Here is a 19,844-nt window from a genome sequence, read left to right as displayed (position 1 = left end):
CGTGCCAAGCAGGACTTCATGCTTGGCTCGCACGCCGGCGAGGTGCCGCCTCCAACAGGGCATCCTGAAATTGGTGGATCTTGAAGCTCAAAACGCCCCGGAAATTCACATGGGCGAAGTGTGCCGGCCCCATGCGGCGCAGCCAGTCATCGTCGATCCGTTGCCCCTTGCGCTGCCACGTATCCACCGTCGTTTGCATCCGCTCGGTATTCCAGGCAATCACCAGATTGGTCAGCAGCGAGAGCGCCCCGGAAATCGCGATCATCTCGTCCTGGCGGCGACCGCGCTCGTGTTGGACCTTACTCATATAAATCGCCCGCTGGAGATGGTGCACGGATTCACCCCGATTGAGGAGCGTGCGCAACTCGCGACGAAACTCGATGTTGCTGAAAAAGTCGCATAGGAACAGCGTGCGCAGCAGCTTGCCCAGGTGATCCGCTGCCCGGTGGATCGGGTCACCCTGGGCAGCACTGCCGAAGCGTTGCAGCGCAACGATCGCGCTCACGCGCCCCGCGTGAATGGACGCCACCAGGCGTAGCAAGCCATCCCAGCCGTCGCGGATCGCCTTGAGGGAGACCTCGTGCGACACGGCAGCCGACAATCCCTCCGTCACCGACAGGGCACGCGGCAGGTACAGCTTGCGCTCCGACAGGTTGCGCAGCCAGGGACAGAGGTCAAAGCCAAGTAGCTTGGCCACCGCCATCCCCACGTTCGTGTAGCCATGGGTGTCGACGGCGAGCCGCAGCAGCCCACCGTCAGCGCGGGTTTCGTTGTGACGCATGACGCCTTCGATCGCCGCGCCAGTTTGGCGCTCGTTGAGCACCATCGGCTGGTTGTAGACGATCCCATGCTGATCCAGCACGTGCGTATAGACGCCAGCGGCGTGCGTGCGTCGGCGGGGATCAGCGCGCGCGTAGAACAGATGTGGGGACGTGTCCAGGCTCATGGAGTCGCTGGAGGCGAGTTGGCCGGTGCCCCATAGATCGGTGATCGGGTGCGTGCGCTGGAACTCCACCACACGTTCGTTGGCGCGGCGCAGCCGGCCGGGCATTTCCAGGGAGCGCATCGCGGTGGAGACGTGCGCGAGGTCCAACTGCGGGATCATCGCCGCGACGCCCTTGGCATCCAGTTCGGTGCCGTGCGCGATCAGGGCTGCATAAAGGGAGACGAGTTCGTGGGCATCCCGCGCCTTGCGCGCCAACAGCACTTCACTGAAATTGGTGCGCGCATCCATCTCCAGAATCATGTCGGCAAACTGTGCGCTGCCGATGTCCTTGAACAGCAGATCTCGGGTGCGTTGAGGCGTGGTATCCGTGGTCTGCGCTTCCAATGGCGACAAATGCAGGATGCCGTCCGCGTCGATCGTAAAGTGGCCAGCCTCACGGGCCTCGTCCAGCGCAGCGAGACCCGCCTTCAAATGCTCGGTCAGGCGATCAAGATAGAGCCTCGCTTGGCTTGGCAGGCCGAGCGAAGACAGATGCCGGTCGCGGTCGACCTCCCACTGTGCCGGCGGAATCAGCAACTGGTCTCGTTCTCGAAACGACAGGCTATGGTTGATCCACACCGTGCCGCGGCGCAGCCCCTTGCGCAAACTCATTACAGCAGAGGCCTCCAAGGCACGCAGCGCGCGCTGGCGGTCCTCACCGTCGACCAGGTCGCGCCAACTGGCGCTCACTGGCACATTGCAGTCTGGCGGCAACTCCGTCATGCCCCGATCGTGCAAACCGCCAACGAGATCGAGTTGGCGCATGGCAGGATCGTTACCGTGACTGGCGAATTCCAACGCCCGCAAGGGTGTCAGGAGGTTGCGGAGTCGGTGGTGGTCTTCGGTAAGGGTTTCGCGCACGCTTGCGGCGTGACTTGCCGGCGGCCGACTGGACAGACCCTTAAGCAGCTTGCCGATGTCGGCCAGTCGGTCCTCGGCCGAGCGGCGGGTATCGTCCACCAGGGCCTTGATCTCCACCAGTTGCTGCCGGTATTCGATCGCCGAGCGGGCTTGCTTCGTCGTGGTCTTGTTGTACGCCTGCCGGACCAGGTCTGAGATACGGCGCCCGCTTTGGTACACCATGGCGTCAGTCAACTCCAGCAAGGTGACACGCAGGAAGAACACCAGTTCGAGCGTGCGCGTCGACGCTTTGAGTTCGCGGATTTTGGCGGGACGGCGGGCCTGGATACGTTGGCCGTAGGCCCGCTGTTTCTCGATGGGGACCGCGTCAAATGTCCAGGTATGCGCGCCGAGGTCCTTCAAGAAGCTGATCTTGGCCAGCATCTCGGTCATCGTTGACGGGCTGTGGCGCGCGGGTGGGGTCTTGAGCCATTCCAGCACCGTCGTGCCCGATGTGGCGTGCTGGGCAAACACCGCAGCCTCGGCCCGCAGGATCTGCTCGCGCGAGACCACCACGTCGATCATGGCCAGCAGATCCCGCTCGATGCCCGCCCAGATGGAGCGGGCCAGATCCTGCAGCGCACGCGTCGACGGGATCAGAATGCGCCGTTCGTACAACCAGTAGTGCGCGTGCTGAAGCAGTTCCTCAACGGTCAGCGATTCGGCGGCGTCCTGACGCATCCAGGCTTCGAGTCCGGCCCATTGCTCGTCATCGAGGCGTGTCAGGCCCAGATATTGGAGGGCCCAGACCTGATGCTCATACAGCGTCGGGTATCGCTGGTAAATGGTGCGCAGCGAGGCGATCGTTGGTGTCTCGACGGCGAGTTTTTCGCCGATATAGCGCAGCAACTGACGGGGGAGTGTGTTGAGTTGGTCCAGCGTACGGCCGCTGGCGCGCAGAAAGACCAACTGAATGGCGACTCCAGGGCGGCTGGCGCGTCGGAACTTCTGGTTGATCGCGGCGACATCGCTAGCGGTCAACGCGAAGTAATGCTCGACGTCGAACTCCGGCAGACGCGTGGGTAGGGAGTCTCTTCCCACATAGCGAAATTCCAAGCCCGGCATCTTGTGCCCCCGTCAAGGTGGCGCGATCCGAAATCGCGGGCGAATATCGTACTCCCGAAGTCACTGGAGGGCAGCAGACAATTGTCGGCAGAGACCTGGGGCCCTTATGAATAAAGGCTCTGCGGGGAAACCGTAAGAAAATGCACGAAAAGGACAATTACCCCGCAAACTGCGGAAACAACGTGGCCAGCGCCTGCTGATCGGTTTCGACGAACGTGCGCAGGCCATCCATCGCGACGACCAGTTGGTGATCAAACATGTCCGCTTCATCCGACAGATCAACGCGGACCGAGGCCTTGAAGGCTGCGAGCGCCTTCTCGCGCGTCACGTCTGCCCCCATCCAGCCCAGACTGCGAATGAACGTGTGCACTTCTTTTTTTCTGTGGGAGAAGCCGTTCAGCATCGACGGCTGAGATTTGAATCGTAGTCATTTCGATATCTCAAAAAAAAAATGGTCCGCCTCTGGTGAGAGCGGACCAATATGGTTGGTGGAACCTACTGAGTGGCCAGTGCGACCACATCGATGACAGCATCGGCCTCGTCGACCAGATCGGGTGTTTGCGAGATGAAGAACTCCCGCTCATACCCTCCCTGGCGCAACACCTCGCGCTTCATTTTCATGAACTCGCGCTTGCGCTCCGGATCAAGCGGGCCATCCGCCTCGTCCGTGAACAACGTCTGGAAGGCGGTGCCGGCGCCCTGCGCGCGATATAGCGCAATACCACGCGTCAGGCATTCGTTGATCCACACCTTCTGCCCGCCGGACATGACCGCGAACTCCTTCTCGCTGTCAGCCTGAGCGTCGTGGACACGAATCTCAAACCCCTCACGCTTATCGCCGTTGGCCAGCTCCGTTTGCGTGTGGATACCGATTGTGAATCGGGGTCCATAGCACGCCAGGAGCAGGTCGTTGACCTTCTTCGTGATTTCAGGGCCTGCATCGTCGATCGACAGCGCAATCACACCGTCATTGCCCAAGGCCTTGCCGAGCAGCTTCCACGACGAAATCTCGTCGGAGATCCGCTCTGCCTTACGCTGCACAACGGGTAGTGCCTCCAGATCAACCAGGAGGCCCTGCCGCTCGGTGCTGAGCGCAGTCTGAGTCCGGATCAGTGCTTCAATCCGGCCTTCGAACTGGGCAATGCGCTCGCGCGAGCTGGCAACCTGACGATCAAAGTCCGCGATCTTTCCGGTAACGTCGGCACTTTGCAGTGACGTAACCTCCCGGTTGATCGTGGCCAACTGATCGTCCGTCGCAACAACGTCGCGCTGGTATCGCTCCTTTCGGGCGGCAGCTTCGGCGTTCAGCTCGACCAGATCACGCTCGGCCTTCGCCAGCGCCTCTTGGGCGTCGTCAAGCAATGGCTTCTGCGCAGCAAGTTCGGTCAGCCGTTGCAACTCCCGTTGGTCGGCCGCCACCTGCCCCTGCAGTGCTCGAAGTGAAGCACGTTGGCCCGCCAACGGCGCGAGCTGCTCATCGAGCGCCGTCTTGAGCTTGAGCTTGTCCCGGTAGCCGGTTCGAAGCTCTGCCAACGAGATCCGCACTTCCGTGAGATCCGTGCTCGCCCTGCGCGCCTGAGCCAGCAATGGGCACGTCGAGTGCATCGGATTGTCCCGGCACGGAACAGACTCAATGACGTCGGCCTGGCCCTTCAGCGACTTTTCAAGGACAGCCTTCGATTCACCTTGACCGGCCATGTTTTGCAATTCGCCGATGATGCGCGATTGGTCAGGCACAACCTTTTCGAGCTGAGCAATCCCCTCTTGCAGCCGAATTGCCTCCGACTGTCGCTGCGTGACGGTCAATTGCAAAGCATCACGCGAGGTTGCGGCCGCCAGGATGGCGGTGCTGCTGGCCAGGATTGCGCGGCGGCTTGAAATGACGGCCCCCAGTTCCTTGGCTTGCGCCTCGGTACGTTGCACGGCAGCCCGTTCGTCGTTGTCAAGCGTTCGGCGCCTTGCTTCCTGGGCCACCTTCTGTTGGCCAAGCTCACGCATGCGCGCTTCTGCTACGGTGCTGCTCGCCTGCTTGGCTGCAAGCGTCGCACGCTCCTGAACCATCTGCGCATTGGCCTCCAGCTCACGATCACGCGCCTGGCGGGTCTCAACCAACGAGGCCTCCGCCTGCTCGATCTCCAAGGAGAGTCGTGCAACACGATCGCGCCGACCAACCAGGCTGGTGATGTTGTGCTGAACGACATCCAAAGCACGGCCGAGGCACTTCGCCACGTCCATAGCCTTGCCCGACAGCTCACGCATCCGCTCCAGACCAAGCAGCTCAGCAAGCAACTTCTTGATTTCAGAGGTCTGGTAGCCAGCAATCGGCCGTCGGTTCTGGGCAGAGAAGACACTGGTGAAGAACGCCTCCGATGATCCGAGGACCGATTCCACACAGCGGTTGTACGTCTCCGCCTTACCGTCAGACAGCGATCCGTCTGCCAGTTGAACCGGTTGCCATACGCCGTCCGAGCCAAGCACAAACAGGTAGTACTCGGCCTTGCGCGTCTTGCCAGAATTACGAAACGCGAACTGTGACCGGTATTGCTGGCCATCGTGCTCCCATTCCAAATCCTTTTCGGCCCGGGTACCCGTGAGGTGGTCCCAGTACGAAAACGCATCGGCCGACATCTTCGATGCATGGCTAGGCATCAGCGGATACGGATGCAGGTTGTCCATGATCGTCGTTTTGCCGGCACCGTTAGGGCCCATCACGGCGATCAGTCCGGTCGGCAGCTCGCGCAGGTCGACCGTCACACTGTCGCGGTGCATCCCATCCAGGATGCCGCGAAAGCCAGACAGGGTCAGTTTGAGAGGTCGCATGGTGCCCCCTCACCGCTGAAGCCAGTCATGTAGTAGTCGCCGGGGATCTCCAGCACCTCACGCGAGTCGTCATACGTGACGACGACGTCGACTTCCGGCTTGCCGGCTAGTGCGCGCTCGAACGAACGCACGGCCGCGAAAAATTGCGTCCGTGCCAGGTCAAGCACCTCCGGAAAGGTGGTGCATGCGGTCAAGGCCTTGAGTTCAGCCTCACTCCACTGGCTGGTGTAGCCGTTGGAGAGGGACCACAGAAGGTTCTGCACCTGGACCGTGGGCGCCACGGTAAAAACCGTGCGCTCACCGTCCGTTTCGACAGCCATGACGAGCATGTGGCCGCGCGTGGCGATCACCGCGCCACGACCATGACCGAACGGCTGGAACAGCATCGCACGAGTGAATTCGTGCTTGCCCACCAACCGCGCGGCCAACTCGGAGGCCGGCAGATCGGCTTCAAAGCAACGGGTCCACTGGGAACCTGCGGGATAGAGAATCATGATGCACTCCAAAAATTGGGCGAAGCGCATCCCCAACGGGTTGTGCGCCCGTCCGGGTTCAAAGGAATAGGTACTGCTGGTCGATGCGTCGTAGACGCGGGGAAAACCGAGTTTCGACAGCCCCGAAGGCTGTCGGAACGTGGCTCACACGTTCAAGGGTTGGGCGGCATCTGCCGCGAAAAGGTCATCGGTCAGCCAATCCAACGACGATTGGTTCTGAACTTGGTCAGCGTCCTGCCAGGCCGGCTGAACTGTCACCGGCTCAGCCGTGGCGGACGCCACCGTTTCACCGTTGTCGGCAGCAGACCCGCTCTCCAACGAGGCGACCACTCGATCCGCGATGTCTTGCGGCTCCAGTGCCTCCAGGATGGACAGGCGCTCCAGCAACGCGTCCGGCTTCACGTCGGTCAAACCGCACCAACGCTGAACCTTCTCACCGAGAGTCGCCGCGCGGCTGATGCCCTCCGCACGGCTTCTGACGGCAGGCAACACACGCGGATCCAGCTTCAGCTCCGCGGCGCCGGCGAACAGCGTGCGGATGGCCTCGCGGTCGACCAGCTGGCGATGCTCCTCGTCAATGGTCCAGCGAACGCGCACGAACTTGTCCTGCGTTTGCTCGGCGATGTTGGCCAGGCGCTCCATATCCGGCGGGCCGTCGAAATCGACACAGACCGTTTCGCGCGCCGGCGTTTCCACCTGCACCGCTTCGGCCCGGCCCGGCTTGATCTGCCAGCTCAGGTAGCCCTTCTTGCCCTTTTCGCCGTAGTGGAAGCACCCGATGGAACCGGCGTAACCGACCAGCCGGCCTTCGCGTTCCCACAACTGCATCGCATGGATATGTCCCAGCATGAAGGCATCGCACTCGGCTTCGAACAGCGCGCCGAGCGAGAACTCATGGTCGAACCCGGCCATCGGTACGCCGTGCTCGGTGTAGCAGCCATTGACCGTTCCATGCGACACACCGATGGTTCGGATGCCTTTGGACCGCAACAGCCGATTCACCTTGCCGGCGGCACCCAGGAATACCGTCAGATGCTCGCCCACCGCGGTTGCCGCATCCATGGCGCCCACGATGCCCGCCAGCACAGCCTTGTTGACGGTCGGAACGCAGGTGAACACAGCAGAGGGTGTGCCCTCCTGCAGCAGCGTTTCCAGCTCTTCGACGGTGAACAGCGGGCCGGCCGATGGCAGGAACGTCGATCCGACGAGCGCAACCTGGTGAATGCGATCGGCGACGTAGACGGGGTGGCGGCTACCGATCAGCCGGAACAGGTCCAGCGTGCCCGGCGGCTCATGCGAGAAGGTCCCCTGCAGCATGAGGACCGGCATGTGGCCCGACAGCGCATGAATGCGCTCGGCAAGCACCCGCAGTGCCGGCGTGTGCGCGTCGAGCCGATGATCGGTTGCGTCACCGGAAACGATACCCACATGGCAACCACGCGCGACCGCATCTTCCACGGCGAAACCGAAGCATCGGTCCGCTTCCACCAACCGCTCAGTCGAATAGTGCAGGTCGGAAAAATGACCCACGTGAAGGCTTTCGCCATCGTTGGGCATGCTCACCTCCTATGGAATAGCCGCAACCAGAACGGTCACAGCAACAGAAAAGAAAAACGGCGTCGGGGGAACTCTCGACGCCGCACGTTGATGCTACGACCAGGCGCCAAGCCGGCGCAGGTCAAGCTGAGAACAGACTGCCATCGAACTCCGCTTTCACCTTCTCGCGGAAGGCGGGAGGAGACACGAGAGCCACACCCATCTCATCGATCAGCGCTCGCATGTCCTGCTCGCGCTTGGTCCAGCCCTTGCCAAACTTGGAGTGTGCGTACACGCGCAAATGCTCGCGCGTTTCCTGCCCCTCCATGCCCAGCGCCACGATGAGACGTTCAAACTGCTCGGCGATAGAGCCGCCGACAGGCGGCTCGCTCTGCGCTCCTGGCTGACCACCCTCCTCGCCTGACGTTGGCGTGGCAGTGGCGGCCGGCTCGGTCGTCGGGTGCTCCAGCAGGGCAACCGTCTGCGTACCCACCTCGATCGCAGCACCAATATGGTCAGCGCCATCCAGCAGCGCGCCCAGGTCGATTTCGGCATCCAGCGTGGTGAGCCATTGTTTCTGGCGTACCGGCAAGCCGTTATCGTCGATGCGGGAAATCTCCACTTCCTGCTTGGAGAGCCAGAACCTGGTGCCGACCAGACGGCCGCCGCGCGCAATCGCCACAGTCTGCATGGCCGCATGGGCCTTCTGCAGGACGTAGATCGAATTGGTGGGCAACTCAATCAAGCCAAGGCCTCGAATGTCAAGGATCGCAAATAGGAAGCTGGCCGTGAGGTTGCAGTGTCGGTCCTGGTATTGCGGGCAGACCTGCGGGTCGCATACGCCATCGGGAATGGCGTCGTCCTGGCGCAGGATGATGGTGCGGCCGCCGAAGATGCGCTTTGCACGCCTGGCGCGGTCACTGCGCTCGACAGGTGCGTACGTCTTGCATTGACGAAGACCATCCGCCCCGTACTGCGACCAGAACACCTTTCCCGTGCCGTTGAATACCGCCAGCTCGTTGGGGATGTTGCGCAACCAGTCGTCGAACGCAAAGACGACCGGAAAGCGCCAGAGCTTGAGGCCGTCACCGCGATCCTCCCCGTATCGGGTCAGGATCTCTTCCGCGATGGCAGGATTCGTGAAATCACTGCCACGACACGTGAAGTACGGCGTATTGCGGGGGATGAGGGCGTAGCTCAGGCCGGTTTTTCGTTCGATCTCGGAACCGATGTCCTCGAACGAGAGCCCTTGGGCGAGAAGCGCGTCGTGAATCTGGACGGCTTGGGGATTCTCCCTGGCCTTCTTGGTGAGGACCTTGATGCCAGGGCGGATCTTTCCAATGACGGGCGGCCGCAGGGGCCGCTCCTCAATTATGCTGCGCGGGGTCGCGAAGCCTGGGTGGGTTGGGATTGCGTGCATGAAACGCTCCTGTTGTTCAGGTACTGAACGACTTTGGAACGAAGGGTCTCAGCACGGTCCCCAAGATGCAGGGCGGCGTCGGCCCCGCGTTGGGTCGTTACTTCGTTGAGATATGCCGCTCGCGCGGCGTCGGAAAGGCTGGCAACGTGCGCCGCCTCGCAAAAATTTTTCCAGCTGTACGGCTGGTCCTTGTACTTCGGTCGACGGGCGTGGATCAGTTCGGCGATCTGCGCCTTGATCTGGGATTGCAACGTCATTTCGAGTGCCATGGTCAGCTCCTCCGTGTGGGGTCTCTCACTTAAAAGCAAAAAAAGCCCGCTCCGGTAACCGGAAGCGGGCTTCTTGTGAGAAACCTGCTGCCACGCCCCTTTCGGGGGCGTGGCTCACAGGGAGCGTCGTGCCAATGCACTTCGCTCAGGGGGGAGAACGTAAAGTCGTTCTCGTGCAGCATGTTCACGCCGCACAACAACCCATTTAGGACTTTCGTCCACCGCAGGTTCACGGATCAGTCGACGACAACCGTCCTGCACCCGGAGGCGCTGGAGAGAGAGACCACACATTTCCGGGGCTCAGACGGTGTTCACAGGCATGACCTAGGGTCATACACACGGGAACGCGTATTACGGCTGATAGATGGGGAGTGTCTGGCTAAGCACTCATCACAAGGGGGGATTTCCACACCAGTTGCCAACTGGTCGGCGCATGCGCAAGGCACGACTTTTTTAAGGAGATGGACTCGCTAGGGAGTCAGTTCGATGCGTCGATGACGCGAGGAGTGATTGCAGTATGCACCAGACAATCCATTAGGAATCCCGGAAAGCTCGCCAAAATAGCGTGGCTTTTGTAAGCAGCCACCGTGTTCACGTGCCGGAAAATTTCGAGTGAGAGATGAGATACCACACATGAACCATGGTCGCTGCCCAACACCCCCAGGAACTTGAGGCGCCATTAGGCGCGCCACAGCCGAGTACATCCAACTCCGGACTCAAGCCGATCGCGCGGCTGGTCGGAGAAAACAGGATTAAGCGGATCGTCCCCGAGACGGCCGCCAGTGCTCAAGTCACCTATTCCTCTGTGTACGTTCGCGATTTCCTGCGCTCCGCGTACAACTTCTGCTCTTCCAAGTTCTCAGTCGCCAGGTCAGGCAAGACCCGAGCGCTCGACGAAAAATTCCGCGAAGCCGAGCTTTGGTTCGAAAAAGCCATCGCGTGGCACGCGAACAAAAGCCAAACCCCCATCCCCATCGAGACCGATACCGTTGAGGTCCAGGTCACACATCCGCTGTCTGGGCGCCTCATTCGCCTCCTGAACCAGCACGACAGGCTGTTCGCGCTCGCCATCTTCGCCCGCGTCGCCAACTCCATATCGGCGCTCGAATTCGAGGGCACGATGAAAGTGGCCGGCAGCAAGATCGCTTCAATCCACCAGAGCTGCATCCCCGACAACGACCGTTTCGCTGCTGACGGCGCACAAGACGGCGACACCCCTGCGGGATAGCCAACCACACCACCCAACGCACCCATCGGGATGGCAGCCGGCATGGCGCCATATCCGACCTAGCAGCCAACACGGCGCCCGAAACAGTGGCCGGTACGAAGGCCAGAGGGGATTGTCGTCCCGCGCGAAGGCATCGCGGACCGAATAAACGACCTCTCAGGCGCCCCCCTCACCCCAACCGCTGGAGAGAGCCATGGATATTCGCGAAATCTACCGATTGCACCAGCAGTACTCGCACTCCCCTGTCACGATCGACATGGGCACGGCGGAAGATCATGCGGCCGCACCGGCCCTTACCTACGCCGCCGGCGGCAAGCGCCGGTGGGACCAGCACAAGCCTGCCTTGAAGGTTACTGCGATCTGCTGCGCGTTCATCGTGCTGGCCACGATTGCTGGCCTGGGGCTTGGGGACCTGTACGCCAAGAAGGGCCGGGCGGGTTCGGCGGCAGCGGCCGGGCCCGAGCAAGTCACGCACGCAGTACAGACGCAAGCGCCGGCCGCCCCTGCCTCGGCGCCGGAACCTGCAGTCGCCGCAAACCAAGCCACGCCGGCAGCCATCGGAAGCTCGACGCCCTCAGCGCCGGTTGCAGCATCTGTCACGGCCGCGCCCACTGCACCGGTGGCTCAACCACAGCGAGCCGCCCTTTCCGCAGCCGAGGTGGCGCCCCGCGAGCGCGTTCCTGCGCCGGAGAAGGTCGAAACAGCCCCGGCTCAGCCCGCTGCTCGGCGTACCGAGCGCACCGCACCCGATCAAGCCCCTGTTACGCGGCCCGCGCCGGCACCCCAACCAACCGCCACGGCACCGCGCGCCGCTACACCACCGGCACGCACCACGGAAGCGAATCGTCCGTCCGGCGACGTGAAGATGTTCTGAGGAGCAAACCATGAAAGAGCAGATGGAAATCAGCATCATCAACGAGGGCATGGCGATTCACGGCAATGTCGACATGGACCATGGCGGCTCCATCCTGGGTCTCGTCAATGGCAACGTCGTCTCGTCAGGCGGCCTTCTCCACATCGGCCCGGCCGCCGTCATCAAGGGGTCGGTCACCGGGCAGTTCGTATTGATCCAGGGCGCAGTCGAAGGCGACGTCAATGCCCAGGTCTCTCTCAAGGTGGAAGGTGCGGTCAAAGGCGAGATCCGCTACGCCGGCACGATTCGGCTCGGCCCGCACGCCAACCTGGAGGGTCGCATCACGCGCATTCCGCGCCTTTCAGCGGCGGCGCCCGCGCCTCCTGTCGAAGATGCGCTCGAATCGAGTACCTGACGCTGGCCTCTCGCCACAGCATGGCGGCAATGCGAAATCGACACGACGCAAACACCATGAAAATCACCGACGGCGTGATGGATCGACACGAGATGCCGCGCTTCCAGCTCTTTGGCTGTCTGACCAGCCGCACCAACAAACCCAACTGACAGGTCGATCATGCACCTTGCATCCAGATACGCCGCCCTCATTCCGGTCGCCGCACTCTGCCTTGGCTTGGCCGCCTGCAGCGACAAGACAACCGATACAGCCAAGCAGATCAACCGGGAGATCGAGACAACCAAGACCATCTCCGACCCGGTTTCTGCTCTGGCCAAGCTCGATCCGCTGCAGGGTAGTGGTCGAGATGCCCTGACTGGTTGCGAAGTCGTCTGTGGCGATATTGTGCAAGCCATGGCCAACCTGGACGACGCACGCACGGCGCGGATCAAGCAAGCGATGGACCGGCTCACGCCGGCAAAGCTGGCGGAATACTTCGAGGGCGACTCGATGCTGCCCCTACGCGACGACATGGCGCCCCGCATTCTCGCGGCGGCCCAGGCTTCCACGGGTACCGCAGTCAATAGTCGGCTCCTGCGTGTTGCTGGCCAGATCGTGCGCGATGGAAAATACGTGATTCGTAGCTCCGACAAGGCGGCAGAGTTGTTCGCGCGCGCCTGGTTGGCGGGCGACCCGACCGCAGCGGCGAACAACGCGCAGCTCTACGATTCGTTGCATGACCTGAACAACGCCTACCTTTGGGCGTTACGCTGCCGAGCCGAGTGCCATCCTGATGACGGCTACCGCCCGGTCAACGCGGAATCGCTACGCAGCCGCCTATCCACGGCGGCGATCCGGCAGGCCGAACAGGCGGCACTCGACCCCACCGTGCTGTCTCTCGCTGGGCGCTAGGGGAACCACCATGCGCAAGATCTCGACCCTGACCGTTGCCCTCGTGCTTTTGAGCGCGGCACAGGTCGCAGACGCCGGCCGCGGTGGCGCTGGCGGTAGCTCGACAGCAAGTCGTAGTGCCGGAGGCATTTCGCGGTCTGCCGGCGCCAGCAAGCCCGGCACCTACCGACCAGCGACCAACAGCCTTGCGCAGACTAGCACGCCAGGCGCGCGGGCGCGCGGCACACGCCGCAGTCTGCTGGAAGGTGGCGCACAGCCCTCCGCTCATTTGGCGCAGGTTATCCGCGAGCGTGAAAGCAGCGGCCCGGGATGGCTTGGCACCGCGTTCCTGGTGGCGCTGCTCAGCCGCCACGATCTCTCCGACAGTGACCGCCACTGGCTGCAGGCCAAGATCGACGCGCTCGCCGACGACGAGGCTGATGACCAATCTGGTCTCGAACCCCCGCTCGTACCCACTGTCACGTTCCTGTATGCCGGCCTGCAGGGCAATTTCATGACCGGTCGCGGGTCTACGATCCGCGTGACTGCGCACGGGACGCCTGTGAATCCGATTCCGGTGAGTTGCACCATGCCCGAGGCACGCATCAGCACGGAAGGACCCGCTGCGGTGATCGTCTGGGAACCGCGCGCGCCAGCGGCCTATGTGCTCACATGCCAAGCGGGCGGGCAGCGCGATCGACGCCTGCTCAAGGCCGGGTAGCAACCTGGCGCCGGATGGACTCGTCCTACAAGACACACCGTACATCGCTCCGTGCATCGTTTTTTGCTCGGAAAACAGGGCCAGTCGGAATATCGTGTTGAACAAATCATTGGAGACGCCGTGGAACCCGTGAGCACCTTGATCGACTGGATTGATTGTCGTGAACGCAAGCCTTCCCCGCCTGAAACACCCTATAAGGAGTACCTGGTCTGGGTGGTGCAGTTGCTACCGAATGCCGCCGGCGGCATGTACTTGCTGCAATTCAGCCGTGAACGCAACGACTGGATGCCGCTACCGTATGGTCCTGCCGGTGCACCCATGGTCGTCACGCACTACAGTGAAGTTCTTGACGTATTGGGTTCCCCTGACCCCAAACCCTATGGCCCTCGAGGGCGTGAGTACCTTTGAGGCGGGCGCTGCCGCACTTGCTCTTCAGGATAGAAAAAGAAAAAGGGGGCACTTGGCCCCCTTGGTTTGCACCCCCACCATCGGGTGGGTTCTGACACACGCGTTTACCGCGTTCAGGATAAATCCACAGAAAGCCGCTTCGCGCATCAGCCCTTTCGCCATGCCTAGCGCAAATCAGGCCGCTGGTCCGGGCACCAGGATGAGCGTGTGCAACTCTTCAGCCGTGAACAGCCGGCTGATCGAGATCCAGGGCCGGCGCTCTGCGTCGCCATCACCATAGAAGGACACAAACGGTACGTGTCCATCCATGAGGCAGTGGAAGCGCCGCTTCGCGCTGCCGCCCTGCTCGATCTCGAAATCCGCGCCGTGCTGCAGTTCGAAGATCACTGATCCCTGTCGATACTGCACCGGCTGGCCATCGCGGCCACCGGCCGCGCCGATCAGTGCGGATTCGAACCAGTCGTCAAACCCGAGATCCGTACCACCCTCTTCTACAGCCTGTTTCCAGCGGCCAATCCACCCGAGGTCGGCCGCGCGAGGAAGAGACTCGATGTCGATCGGCTCTTCTTTGTCCATCATGATGTTGCTCCTCCGGGCACAGGACTAGATATGTCGAGTGCCACAAAAATTTTGATCGATTTCGGCACGCGGTCAAATTGGGCGGAACACCCACCAACCGATGCCGGAGCAAAGAAATGCCCCGGGATGGCCCGGGGCAATGGTCAGACGATGACCTCGATGCAATCGCCGAATGGCGGGGTATGGATTCTGCGCAACGGTGTGGTTGAGGCCCACAGCACCGGATACTCCGGCGGCACTTCGGGGAACGTGCCATACATGTCCGTCAGATAGGCGAGAAACGCCGGCCGAAAGCCCTGTTCCTCCACCCACTCGAACGGCGGTGCGAAGCAGGTACCGCCGCCGCCTTTCACAGGCGCCAGTTCAAGCGCATCACCGGGCTCGAACACCTGCACCTGCGTGACACGCGCGTCACAGTCGATGACGATCAGCCGCGATGGCTTCACTTCATCGAAAACGCGGTGGATCTCGGATGCGAACTGGCGTTGCGTTTCATCGAACACCGAGCCACTCGAATCGCGCACAAACACGGCGTCCCCCACCCGCCGGCTATGAAGCGCCGGCAAATAGAGACCAAGGTGCGTGAAGCGGCGGTTCGGTATCGACCAGCTGTAGTCGGCTTGGGCCGACTCGCTTGCAAAGCGCGCGAGGGCCGCACGCCAATCGACCGCCGGCGTAACCAGTTGGTCAACCACGGTCTGCAGATCCGCACCGAACTTGCCGCGCATCTTGGCCACCTGCGCAGCCTTCATCGCCGCGACTTTCCACTGCGTCTCCGTCGAGGCCTGGTCATTGCCGCGATCCTTGCGGATGTCGCCGGGCTCATACGTCGGGCTGCCGTCGGCGTTGCCACCTTCGGCAGCGCCCTGCCCTTGTGCCGCATCGGATGCGTTCGGGTCGCGCGATGGCAGCCCAGCGCCCGTACCGCGAGCGCCCTGGGCCTGAGGCTCTTGGGGAGCCTCAGGTGGCCGTTCCTGGCGGAGCACCGCATAAATCTCCTCTGCTGACTTGCCAGTGAAGCGTTCCTCCAGCAGTGCGCCTTTCGGGAGCTTCAAGTTGGCAGCGAGCACAACCGGATTGACCGCATAGTCACAGGCCGCGTTCCACAGCTTCTGATCGCGATTGCCACGCCGCCAGCAATGCCCGCTGGCGGGGTGCAGCACCTCATGAGCGAGACACCCACGCAGTTCAAGATCGTCCAAGGTGGCCACGAACTGCGCGTTGTAGCCAAGCGCCCGGCCGTCAACCCAGAACGTGTGGCACGTGGGGTCTTCGACAGGCTTCAGACGAAGCGCCAGCGCCCCGAAGAAAGGGTGGTTCAGCACCAGTTGACCACGCTGCTTGATGATCCGTTCGAGCATGGCCACACCTCACGAGGCAAGGAGGAAACTGAGCGCAGACGAATCGCCAAGTGCCGGTGCTGCCGGCGTGCTGAGCGCGCCGGTCATGTACACCGCCATCTGCGCCTCGATCTCCATCGCCTTCTCCGCCACCTTCTGGCGAAGATCGGCCGAATCCTTCAATTCGGCGCCCGTGTAGCAAGCCAGGTGATTGCGCGTCTCGTTCAGGATGTCCGTCAATGCCGGATCCTGTGTGAAGTTCAACGTCGGAAGCAGGTCACACAGTTCGCGCACCTTGTCGACAACGCCCAGCCGGACGTTGCGTCCCGCGTACAGACGGTTGGCGAAGTGCTGCACAGCGTCGTAGAGGCGGCCGACGATGTCTTCGTTGGCCGTCTTGACCGCGCTGAACACCCGCTCGTCCATATCCGCCTTGATGCCGTCCAGCACGTTGGCCGGCAAGTTGATGCCGAACTGGCTTGCGTCCGGAAACGGCAAGGGAGACAGGCGTATACCGAACTTGGTCGACAGCGCTTCGAGGGTCGGGTAGTCCGCCTCGGTATAGAGCCCGTTGAGAGCACCCTTGGCCTGCTCCTTCAACGCTGGGTATTCGGCGAGAAAGGCTGACGTGGCTTCACGGAACTCGTCTTGAAACTCGCGCAGCCGGTCAGCGACCTTTAGGTAAACAGCCGTGGGCAGCAAACGCACGCCAAGCTGGTCGTATTCGAGGGTGTGCGCATTGAAGAAGGCACGTGCTTGCGTGGCGATGCTGCACACGCTCTTGTAAGAAATGGCATCGTCGGTCAGGAGCTTCTTGTTGAAGCGCCCGATGTCTTTGGTGGCGTGGTTCTTTTCCACCTCTTCCGTGGCGCGGGTATCGAAGCGACGTGCGCGCCAAACGGAGATGCCAAGGGATGCGAGCATGACACGCTCGTGAACGTTGAGGATGTTCATGGAAATAGCCTCTTGAAATGAAAAGCGGCGAGCCAAAGCTCGCCGCATGGGATGTACTGCTTGAAAGGGAACCGGTTTACCGGCCGTCCATCGCGGCACCGATCCAGCCGGATTGCGCTGCAATGAAAGCCGGCACGGAAACGATAGACTCGTCACGGCGGATCGCGTCGCTGATCATCATCGTTGCGCAGTCACCGTCACCGCCCGCTTGCATGCGGTCGGCGTAGACGAGGACGCGATCGATGTTCGCGACCGTGGTTTGACTCGCAACTGCCGTCGCAATCCCGATGCGCGCCGAGGGCTCCTCCGGGATGGAGGCAGTGTCCGGCGCAAACAGAACGCTTGCCACAGAGGGGAGACTGCGAAAGGTCTCGCGAAACGCCTGGAACTCGGTCGCGGCACCAGCGCCGACAGCACCGGTGAACACGATTGCTTCCAAGCCAGCTGGCACCACGGGCATCTGCTTCCCAACCGCGCCCCAGCCTCGCGGCGACGGCAGGTTCTCGATATCACGCGTGCGCTCCTTCGCCACCAGCAGATCCGGCTTGAAGCGCAGGAACGCGATCAGTTCAGCGGGAAGCTGCGACTTCACAGCCCATGCCGCCCAGGCATCAACGTTTGGCACAAGCTCGACGATGGTCGCAAACCGCGACTTCACCGGATCGAGAATGCCAGACACGCCGGCGTTGTCGGTCCGGCGATTCGTCGCCGCCAAGAACGTCACATGCTCGGGAAGCTTGTGCTCGCCGATGCGGCGCGCGAGCAGCAGTTGCATCTTGGCGGCTTGAACCGCCTGAGACGCTTGACCGAGGTCGTCGAAGAACCAGACCAACGGCTCTTTCGCGTGTAACACCCTCTCCAGATCCCCGAACGGCAGGAACCTGGCGGATTGGCCATCCGCGCCGGGGAACGGCAGGCCCTTGGAGTCTGTCGGGTCCTCGACCACCGGATGCGAGATCAGCAGGTCGTAGCCGGCGCGCTCTGCAGCCGCGGCTGCGATGTCGGATTTCCCGACACCTGGCGCGCCAGTCACGAGCACGGGCAGGTGTGCCGGAATGTAGGCAGCCAACAGGGTCTCCAGTTGCGACGGGGAAACCTGATTGGTGAGGGGCGTAACTTGATCGGTAAGGGTATTGTCCATGGGGTATCACTTGACGAAAACCCACGGAATCCACGCCCACAGGGAGTAGACCCCTGTGGGATGGTTGAAGAAACGGCCGATGCTGCCGGCGTTGGATCGATGCGTCGGAGACGCGAGGAAAAACAGTGTTTGGGTTGGCTCAGGCCAGTCCGAACAGCGCTTTTCAGCAAGGAGAGGTTAGCAGGTTGCGCGGCGCGGCGCCACACGCGCAAGGGGGTAGAAACGGCCGCCCTGCCCCCGTGATGGAGGGGCAGGGACTGGCGCGTGAAAGAGATTGGCGTCAGGCGTACGCCGGCACACGCTCTGCCGGTGTACTCAAGCAAGCGCGTGCATAGTCCAGGGTGCCGTCCTTCACCTTCAGTGGCCTGCCCAGGTCGCGCTTCGGATCGACGAAGAGGTAGCTGACAGCATTGCCGCGCCGCGAAGGAACAATCTGCGAGAAGCCTTCCGCGATGCACAGGTCGACGTACTGCTTGCCGGTCATGACCTGCCCACCGCCGACGGAATAGCGTACCGACTCAGCAGTCTTCTTTGCCTGCTCCATGGCCTCAATGCGGCGCTTCTCCGCCTTGGCCTCGGCCGCATGCTGCTCCCACACGTCCTGCTCCTGCTGGGCGAACCCGCACATGCTGAAGATGGCGCGCCGGCGCGCTGCTCCCGTTACCGTCAGCAGGTTGACCCCGATGACTTCACGAATGGCGCGCTTGCTCGATTTGTTGTTGGGCTGGTCCAGAATCTCGAGCAGCCCAGCGACATTACGCTCCAACAACAGCGAGGCAATCATGTTGCCGTAGTGGTAGTTTCTGCAATTGCGTTGGCGCTCGGCCATCATCATCTGCAGCTCGAAACGGCGCTTCGAAAGGTTACCGTCCTCCCGCTCCTGCCGAAGCCGCGCCACCGTCTTCTCATACACGCTCTCGTTGACGCACTCCGTCACGCGCTTGGCCAACGGCGAAAGCGGCTCTGCGTCAGGCCCCTCTGCGAGCTGAAGTGTCGGCGCCGTGAGTGGGCCGAGGATCTTCGCGTCGTAGAACGCGTCGTCGATGTCGATATAGGAGCTACCGACCGGCAAGGCCCGAACGATGGCGAGCAGCTTCGACACGTTTTGCTCGGTCATCGCCATCTTCTCGCGTCTGAGCACATCACACAGGTCCCGCAGCGTCTCCGCCGGCAGCGCGCCGCGTAGCACTGGGAACTCAATGAGAGCGTTCAGCCATTCCAAGCCGTGAGGGATCGCCGTGCTCGTGTGACGGTAGAAGTTGAGGATGCAATCCTTGACGCGCTCGCCACGTTGTAGCGCGTAGGCGACGTGCCATTCATGCCCCTTGCACGCCCCTCCGCCCGGATAGGCGTGTGGCCCGCCTGTTCCGAAGCCAAACCGGCGAAGTAGCTCGTCCGTGATGAAGCGCTGCGGACTCTCGACTTGGAACTCCGAGAAAAGCGAGCCCTCCTTCAGGCGTTCAGGATCGATCAGGTATTCGCTCTCGTAGGCCAGCGCGCTTGCGGCAAGGACAGCTTCCCAGGATTCAAAGCTGACCTCGTAGGGCCGCAGCAGCTTGCCGTCCGGTTTCAGGATGATCCGCTCGACTTCGGTGATCACGTGCAAGAGGATCTCGTGCACCGTGCCGTCGGGACGCAGCCCGATTCGGCCGCGTGGCAGACCAACGACGGGGATTGGACCATTTTCGACGGTATGTACAGTGAACGAGTCCGCGGTGAATTTGCGCGGAATCGATTTGTCGGCGTTCAGGAGGGCCAAGACGCCGGCCATCGTTGTGCGGGTCTCGGTCTTCGTATGGTTGATGGTGATGATGTACATGAACGTTGCTCCAATAAGGACTGGGGC

18 protein-coding genes are annotated in these 19,844 nt (G+C 62.1%); 6 read left to right on the top strand and 12 right to left on the bottom strand.

The annotated features are described in order from the left end of the window. Window positions 1–16: 16 nt before the first annotated feature. The 7 genes from C404_RS55445 to C404_RS55415 form a co-directional block, all read right to left on the bottom strand. Window positions 17–2,950: a Tn3 family transposase gene (locus tag C404_RS55445; RefSeq protein ID WP_012435719.1), complete on the bottom strand. Its 2,934-nt coding sequence runs from the start codon at window positions 2,948–2,950 to the stop codon at window positions 17–19. Window positions 2,951–3,107: 157 nt separating this feature from the next. Beyond that, window positions 3,108–3,320, bottom strand: a complete 213-nt coding sequence (locus C404_RS55440) for a hypothetical protein (RefSeq protein WP_068768265.1) — start codon at window positions 3,318–3,320, stop codon at window positions 3,108–3,110. A gap of 125 nt (window positions 3,321–3,445) precedes the next feature. After that, complete coding sequence (locus C404_RS55435; RefSeq protein WP_012435717.1) at window positions 3,446–5,770, bottom strand: AAA family ATPase; 2,325 nt, start codon at window positions 5,768–5,770, stop codon at window positions 3,446–3,448. Next, complete coding sequence (locus tag C404_RS55430; RefSeq protein ID WP_012435716.1) at window positions 5,752–6,264, bottom strand: hypothetical protein; 513 nt, start codon at window positions 6,262–6,264, stop codon at window positions 5,752–5,754. The genes C404_RS55435 and C404_RS55430 overlap by 19 nt, the downstream gene beginning before the upstream one ends. Before the next feature lie 144 nt (window positions 6,265–6,408). Further along, the gene (locus C404_RS55425; RefSeq protein ID WP_012435715.1) at window positions 6,409–7,821 is read right to left on the bottom strand and encodes a metallophosphoesterase family protein; all 1,413 of its coding nucleotides are present in this window, start codon (window positions 7,819–7,821) and stop codon (window positions 6,409–6,411) included. Between the two features lie 121 nt (window positions 7,822–7,942). Continuing rightward, window positions 7,943–9,220, bottom strand: coding sequence for a recombination directionality factor (locus C404_RS55420; RefSeq protein WP_012435714.1), 1,278 nt, complete (start codon window positions 9,218–9,220; stop codon window positions 7,943–7,945). Beyond that, complete coding sequence (locus C404_RS55415; RefSeq protein WP_012435713.1) at window positions 9,172–9,489, bottom strand: DUF7696 family protein; 318 nt, start codon at window positions 9,487–9,489, stop codon at window positions 9,172–9,174. The genes C404_RS55420 and C404_RS55415 overlap by 49 nt, the downstream gene beginning before the upstream one ends. A 640-nt stretch (window positions 9,490–10,129) precedes the next feature. Between C404_RS55415 and C404_RS55410 the strand changes: the two genes are divergently transcribed. The 6 genes from C404_RS55410 (at window position 10,130) to C404_RS59685 (ending at window position 13,984) form a co-directional block, all read left to right on the top strand. Continuing rightward, a complete protein-coding gene (locus C404_RS55410; RefSeq protein ID WP_012435712.1) occupies window positions 10,130–10,717 on the top strand; it encodes a hypothetical protein in 588 nt (195 codons plus the stop codon). Between the two features lie 193 nt (window positions 10,718–10,910). Further along, the gene (locus C404_RS55405) at window positions 10,911–11,591 is read left to right on the top strand and encodes a hypothetical protein (RefSeq protein WP_012435711.1); all 681 of its coding nucleotides are present in this window, start codon (window positions 10,911–10,913) and stop codon (window positions 11,589–11,591) included. A gap of 10 nt (window positions 11,592–11,601) precedes the next feature. Next, window positions 11,602–11,985, top strand: a complete 384-nt coding sequence (locus tag C404_RS55400; RefSeq protein ID WP_012435710.1) for a bactofilin family protein — start codon at window positions 11,602–11,604, stop codon at window positions 11,983–11,985. 159 nt (window positions 11,986–12,144) lie between these two features. Beyond that, window positions 12,145–12,876 carry a hypothetical protein gene (locus C404_RS55395; RefSeq protein WP_012435708.1) on the top strand — a complete coding sequence of 244 codons (732 nt, stop codon included), beginning with the start codon at window positions 12,145–12,147 and terminating at the stop codon, window positions 12,874–12,876. Window positions 12,877–12,886: 10 nt separating this feature from the next. Continuing rightward, window positions 12,887–13,576, top strand: a complete 690-nt coding sequence (locus C404_RS55390) for a hypothetical protein (RefSeq protein ID WP_012435707.1) — start codon at window positions 12,887–12,889, stop codon at window positions 13,574–13,576. A 120-nt stretch (window positions 13,577–13,696) separates the two neighbouring features. Beyond that, the gene (locus C404_RS59685; protein ID WP_012435706.1) at window positions 13,697–13,984 is read left to right on the top strand and encodes a hypothetical protein; all 288 of its coding nucleotides are present in this window, start codon (window positions 13,697–13,699) and stop codon (window positions 13,982–13,984) included. A gap of 174 nt (window positions 13,985–14,158) precedes the next feature. Here the strand turns inward: C404_RS59685 and C404_RS55385 are convergent, their stop codons facing one another. The 5 genes from C404_RS55385 to C404_RS55365 form a co-directional block, all read right to left on the bottom strand. Continuing rightward, window positions 14,159–14,563 (bottom strand): hypothetical protein, encoded by a 405-nt coding sequence (locus C404_RS55385; protein WP_021197377.1) that lies wholly within the window; start codon window positions 14,561–14,563, stop codon window positions 14,159–14,161. Between the two features lie 143 nt (window positions 14,564–14,706). Then, window positions 14,707–15,924 (bottom strand): vWA domain-containing protein, encoded by a 1,218-nt coding sequence (locus C404_RS55380; RefSeq protein WP_012435703.1) that lies wholly within the window; start codon window positions 15,922–15,924, stop codon window positions 14,707–14,709. A 9-nt stretch (window positions 15,925–15,933) separates the two neighbouring features. Further along, window positions 15,934–16,857 carry a hypothetical protein gene (locus C404_RS55375; protein ID WP_012435702.1) on the bottom strand — a complete coding sequence of 308 codons (924 nt, stop codon included), beginning with the start codon at window positions 16,855–16,857 and terminating at the stop codon, window positions 15,934–15,936. 76 nt (window positions 16,858–16,933) lie between these two features. Further along, the gene (locus C404_RS55370) at window positions 16,934–17,998 is read right to left on the bottom strand and encodes an ATP-binding protein (RefSeq protein ID WP_012435701.1); all 1,065 of its coding nucleotides are present in this window, start codon (window positions 17,996–17,998) and stop codon (window positions 16,934–16,936) included. A 280-nt stretch (window positions 17,999–18,278) separates the two neighbouring features. Continuing rightward, entirely contained in the window at window positions 18,279–19,817 is a 1,539-nt protein-coding gene (locus C404_RS55365; protein WP_012435700.1) for a hypothetical protein, read from the bottom strand. Window positions 19,818–19,844 lie beyond the last annotated feature (27 nt).

Source organism: Ralstonia sp. AU12-08 (assembly GCF_000442475.1).
Lineage (GTDB): Bacteria > Pseudomonadota > Gammaproteobacteria > Burkholderiales > Burkholderiaceae > Ralstonia > Ralstonia insidiosa.
Note: the sequence above shows the minus strand (reverse complement) of the source record. Positions and strands in the feature narration are given on the sequence as shown.